The organism is Streptomyces azureus (assembly GCF_001270025.1).
In the GTDB taxonomy this organism is placed as follows: domain Bacteria; phylum Actinomycetota; class Actinomycetes; order Streptomycetales; family Streptomycetaceae; genus Streptomyces; species Streptomyces azureus.
Genome location: NZ_DF968497.1, coordinates 1 through 5,311 on the forward strand (window position 1 = coordinate 1; position 5,311 = coordinate 5,311).

Here is a 5,311-nt window from a genome sequence, read left to right on the forward strand (position 1 = left end):
CAGTTACCGACGCGAGTGATCAAGTACGACGAGCCGTTCGAGGCCCGAGGTTAAAGATCAAGCTAGGGCGTGTCCGTAAAGTCCCGTCGTCCGCCCGGACGCCGCAGCGCAGGCGGGACTTTGCGGACACGCCCCAGCCAGCCGCGTCACCAACCTCTCCGAACAGCACACCTAGGGCCGGGAACAGGCAATGGCCCGCCCCCGTGAGGGGGACGGGCCACCGACGGGCGCTGATGCGAGAGCGTCAGTTGTCGCCGCTGCTCGTTCCACGACGGCGCATGCCGAAGAACACCGCGCCGCCACCGACGGCGACCAGGGCCGCCGCGATGCCGGCGATGATGCCGGTGTTGGAGTCGGCGCCGGTCTCGGCGAGGTTGGAGTCACCGGCCGCGGGCGCGGGCGCGTTGCCCGCCGGCGTGGTGCTCTCGCTCTCCGACGGAGCCGGGGTCTCGGCCGGGGTGTCGGACTCCTCGGCCGGCTTCGACGGGGAGGCCGACGGGGTCGGCGTGGCCGGCGGGGTGGAAGCGGGGGGCTCCTCCTCCTTCTTGCAGGCCGTGGCCGGGGTGACGAGGTTCGGCTTGATGTCCTCGTCGACGTACGGAGTGGCCTTGACGTGGATGCGGTACTCCGCGTTCGGCTTCCAGTCCTCGGCGAAGGTGATGGTGGTGCCTTCGCGCGAGCCCTTGACCACCTGCTCGCCGACCTTCTTCGCGTCGGCACCGTTGTTCTGCAGGTACACGGAGACCGTGGCCGGGACACCGGCGGGGTCCACGTCGGTGACGGTGATGACGCCCTTGTCGCCGTCACACTTCGCCTCGGCGGAGAACTCGTTGATGTTGCAGGCGAACGCGTTGCCGGAGGCACCGAGCGCGAGCGCGGCCGAGGCGGAGACGACACCGAGGATCCGCACGGGACGTGCGACGGTACGGCGCGATGCCGTACGGCGTGATACGGACAGAACTGCCACGTTTGTCCTTTACAGGATGCGCAAATGCGGGGGGTGGAGGCAGTGGTGACTGGACATCAGCACTACCGGGAGGCTCTCAGGTCTATAAGCGCCGCATAAGTAGTGTCAACGCATATGCAGGTTGCAAGCACTTGCTTTGCCAGCTTATTAACCGCCGAGACGTTTCAACGCCTCCGGCGCTTGCTCGATCCGCTCCACCAGCGCGATCCGCGCCTCCATCGAACGGCCCCCGGCCAGCGACTGGAGCAGCGGCCACGTCGGCAGCTTCTCCGTCCAGTGCACGCGGTTCACGAGCACCATCGGCGTCGGCTCGCCCCGCGACTCGTAGTAGTTGGGCGTCGCGTTGTCGAAGATCTCCTGCACGGTCCCGGCGGCGCCCGGCAGGAACACGACTCCCGCGTTGGACCGGGCCAGCAGGCCGTCCTCGCGGGTGGCGTTGGCGAAGTACTTGGCGATGTGCGACGCGAAGGCGTTCGGCGGCTCGTGGCCGTAGAACCAGGTCGGGATGCCGACGGAACGCCCGCCTTGCGGCCAGCGCATGCGTATCTCGAAGGCGGCCGTCGCCCACTGGGTGATCGACGGCGTGAAGTGCGGTGCCTTGGCGAGCAGTTCGAGCGACTCGGTGAGCATCTCGTCGCCGAACGGGGCGGCGTACGCGCCGAGGTTCGCGGCCTCCATCGCGCCGGGGCCGCCGCCCGTGGCGACCGTGAAACCGGCACGGGCCAGCTCCCGGCCGAGCCGCGCCGCCCCCGCGTACTCCTCCGTGCCACGAGCCATCGCGTGGCCGCCCATCACGCCCACGACCCGGGCGCCGGAAAGGAGTTCGTCGAGTGCGTCCGAGACCGAGTCGTCGTGGACCGCGCGCAGCATGGAGGCGTAGATGTCCCGGTCCGCCTTCGTGCGCTGGAACCAGGCGTACGCCCGGGCGTCGGGCGTGGCCTCGTAGCCGTCCGGCAGCGACTCGAAGAGCTCGTCCGGCGAGTAGACGTGGCCGCGGTACGGGTCGAAGGGAAGGTCGGGGGCCGGCGGGAAGACCAGGGCGCCGTCCGCGCGGACCTTCGTGGCGGCCTCCTCGCGCATCGCGCAGCCGAGGAAGACGGCGCCAGCGGTGTCCGTGGTGAGCAGTTCGCGCGTACGGTCCGTCAGGTCGACGGCCTGGACGCGGTGACCGGCGAGCGTGCCGCGCGCCGAGACGGTCGCGTCGAACTCCTCGAGCGTCTCGATCTCACGGTCGTCGTGGTGGGCCGCATGGGCGGGCATCGTCTGCACCCGCCCATGCTGGCACAGCCATGTCTCAGCCCTCGACTGCCGACGGGTCCATCCACACGACCTCCCAGGTGTGGCCGTCCAGGTCGTCGAAGGAACGGCCGTACATGAAGCCGTGGTCCTGGGTCTCGCCGGAGACCGAGCCGCCGGCCGCTACGGCCTTCTCGACCAGTTCGTCGACCTTCTCACGGCTCTCGGCGCTCAGCGCGATCAGCACCTCGCTGGTCTTCCTCGAGTCCGCGATCTCCTTCTTCGTGAACTGGGCGTACTTCTCCTTGGTGTGGACCATGGCGACGATGGTCTCGCTGATCACGACCGAGGCGGTGGTGTCGTCGCTGAACTGCTCGTTGATCGAGTAGCCGAGCTCCGTGAAGAACTTCTTCGAGGCGTCGAGGTCGCTGACGCACAGGTTCACGAAGATCATCTGCTGGTACATAGCCGGGTCTCTCCCATCGGGTCTGTGTCGTTACGTGGGGACAGACCGGGGGCCGGCGCGGAACTCATCGCCGTACGGAGATTTTTTTCGTACGAGTTTTTCAGCGGGCTTCAGCGGGCCAGCGGCAGCGCCGCCAGCTCGGCGACCGTCAGGGTCAGCGGGCCGAACAGGGCGAGCAGCGCGCCCGCGCGGAGGGCGGCGGCGCTCCGCAGCATCGTCGCGGGGGCGCCGAGACGCAGCAGCGCGGCGGTGGTGTCGGCGCGGGCCTGGCGGGCCTCGACGGCGGCCGTGAGGAGCGTCCCCACGGTGCAACCGGTCACCAGCAGCACGCCGAGCGTGGTGAGCGGACCGAGCGACAGCCCGTCCGGGGCGTGCAGCAGCGCCATGGCGTACGCGGCCGCCAGCACCGCGCAGACCACGCCCAGGGGGCGGCCGATCCGGTCGGCCTCCGCCATGAGGATCCGGCCGGCCAGGAGCCGGAGGGCGCCGGGGCGGGCCGACTGGAGCAGCCGTCCGCACAGATGGGTCAGGCCCGGACCGGCCAGGGCCAGGCCGACGGCGGCCAGCGCCCAGCCCGCCAGGACGCCGGGGGAGGCACCGGAGAAGGTGAGGTCGGGGGGCGTGGGGGCGGTACGGCTCGTGTACGTCTCCACGGCGAGACCCGCGGCCAGGAGGGTGATGCCCCAGGGGAGATCGGAAGGGGCGGCGGTGAGGGCGTCGTCGGGCAGGGGGATGTCCGGCAGGGCCGCGTCGGAAGCGGCGGGATCGTCGGCGCCGTCCGGTGCCGCGGCGTGCCGGGCCGAGTGCCGCGGGGCGTTCTCGGCCGCGTGCGCGGCGCTCCCGGCCGGGATCACGGCGCTCACGGCGACGTGTGTCTCCGTCTGAGGGCCGGACTGCTCGACGGGGTCCTCGACCGTGCTCACCGCGCTCCCGGCGCCCCGGGCGGTCGAGCCCGTGGCCGCGGCCGGGACGGACGCGCCCGCCCGCGCCGGCGGCGGCCCGCCGTTCGGCCCGGCCGACCCGCTGGGCCCGGCCGAGGCGGCGGGTTCGGCGGGCTCGGCGGCGCGACCGTGCGTGGGCCGGACGATCTGCCGGCCGAAACGGCCGTACGTCCCGGCCGGCCGGGACGGGGCCGGGACCGTCTCCCTCGGGCGCAGCGCCAGCGCCACCGCCACCGACGCGGCTGCGGGCACGATCGCGAGCAGCGTCAGGGCTCCCGGCAGCGGCAGCGGCTGGCCCGCCCCGAGGGACTCGGCGGCCGCGCCGTCGAAGGGCATGCCCGTCAGATCGCCGCGCAGGTGCAGGAAGAACAGCAGGGCCAGCATCGAGCCCAGCGTGCAGGACAGGGCTGTCGTCGTCGCCGAGACGGCCATCAGGCGCAGCGGTCCGAGGCCGATCGCGGAGAGGCCGGGGCGGGGCTTCGTACCGGGGTCGGTACGGGCCACCGCGACCGCGAAGTACACCGTGGCGGCCAGGGGAGCCACGCACCAGGCCAGGCGCAGCAGGGCGGCGCCGGTGGCGCCGGGGTGGCCCAGCGCGTATCCGAGGGTGCAGAGCAAAAGGAAACCCGTCCCCGCCGAGGCCGCCGCGACCAGGAGGCGGCGCAGCTGGACGGCGGGGTGGGCGCCGCGGGTCAGACGGAGAGCGAGCACGCGGCCCGGCCTTCCGTCTCGGTGGGCTCGGTGACCGGCGGCAGGTGCACCGTCTGCACGCGCCGTCCGTCGAGCAGGGACACCGTGCGGTCGGCGAGCGCAGCGGTCTCCGCGTCGTGCGTGGCCAGGACGACCGTGATGCCGTGGGAGCGGGCCGCCGTGGTGAGGGTGCGCAGCACATGGGCGCGGTCGGCGCGGTGCAGGGGCGCCGTGGGCTCGTCGGCGAACAGCACCGAGGGGGCGGGGGCGAGGGCGCGGGCGATGCACACCCGCTGCCGCTCGGCCTGCACCAGCTGGTGCGGACGTTTGCGGGCGCCCTCGCCGATGTCCAGGCGCTCCAGCCACTCCAGGGCCGCGGTCTTGGCGCGGCGCCGGCTGGTGCCGCGCAGCATCAGCGGCAGGGCGGCGTTCTCCCAGGCGTTGAGCTCCGGGACCAGCGAGGGGGCCGGGTCGATCCAGCCGAAGCGGTCGCGGCGCAGCCGCTCGCGGGTGAGGGGGCCCATGGTGTGCACGGGCACGCTGTTGAACCAGACCTCGCCGCGCCGGACGGGCGCCAGGCCGGACAGGCAGCGCAGCAGGGTCGTCTTGCCGCTGCCGCGCGGGCCGCTGACGGCGAGGATCTCGCCCTCCCGGACGCCGAGCGAGACACCGCTGAGCGCGGGGGAGCCGTCGTCGTGCTGGAAGTGCAGGGCGCGTGCCCAGAGCACGTCGTTGTCAGGCGGGGCCTCCATGGGCGTACACCTCGGTTCAGATCCGTAGTTCCCGTGCCGTCCCCCGTGCGGGGGAACGAAGGCAGGGCCGATCGGTCACTGGGCACGCTAGGCAGTAGGCGGCGGGACGCCGGACAGCACGCGGCCCCGGGCCGCCGTTTCTCACTCGAACGGGGGGCACCGGGGCCGGTGTTGATCATCCATGCAGACGATCGGAGCGACGGCCGGTCAGAGCTTGGTCCACGCCTCGGAGAGGGTGGCGCGCAGGATCTGCTCGACC

At 72.5% G+C, this 5,311-nt stretch carries 5 protein-coding genes; all 5 read right to left on the minus strand.

Annotated features, from left to right (window positions below):
- Nucleotides 1-244 precede the first annotated feature (244 nt).
- Nucleotides 245-967, minus strand: a complete 723-nt coding sequence (locus AOQ53_RS37500; protein ID WP_059424313.1) for an LAETG motif-containing sortase-dependent surface protein — start codon at nucleotides 965-967, stop codon at nucleotides 245-247.
- A gap of 147 nt (nucleotides 968-1,114) precedes the next feature.
- Entirely contained in the window at nucleotides 1,115-2,236 is a 1,122-nt protein-coding gene (locus tag AOQ53_RS37505; RefSeq protein ID WP_059424315.1) for an LOG family protein, read from the minus strand.
- Nucleotides 2,237-2,261: 25 nt separating this feature from the next.
- Nucleotides 2,262-2,669 (minus strand): VOC family protein, encoded by a 408-nt coding sequence (locus AOQ53_RS37510; protein ID WP_059424317.1) that lies wholly within the window; start codon nucleotides 2,667-2,669, stop codon nucleotides 2,262-2,264.
- A 110-nt stretch (nucleotides 2,670-2,779) separates the two neighbouring features.
- On the minus strand, nucleotides 2,780-4,321 hold the full coding sequence (locus AOQ53_RS37515) for a hypothetical protein (protein ID WP_059424318.1): 1,542 nt from the start codon (nucleotides 4,319-4,321) through the stop codon (nucleotides 2,780-2,782).
- Nucleotides 4,303-5,052, minus strand: a complete 750-nt coding sequence (locus tag AOQ53_RS37520; RefSeq protein WP_059424320.1) for an ABC transporter ATP-binding protein — start codon at nucleotides 5,050-5,052, stop codon at nucleotides 4,303-4,305. Before AOQ53_RS37520 ends, AOQ53_RS37515 begins: the two co-directional genes overlap by 19 nt.
- Nucleotides 5,053-5,311 lie beyond the last annotated feature (259 nt).

Bases quoted from the DNA above. Each gene is read 5' to 3' on its own strand.
- AOQ53_RS37520 (WP_059424320.1), bottom strand. From the start codon at position 5,052: ATGGAGGCCCCGCCTGACAACGACGTGCTCTGGGCACGCGCCCTGCAC.
- AOQ53_RS37510 (WP_059424317.1), bottom strand. From the start codon at position 2,669: ATGTACCAGCAGATGATCTTCGTGAACCTGTGCGTCAGCGACCTCGAC.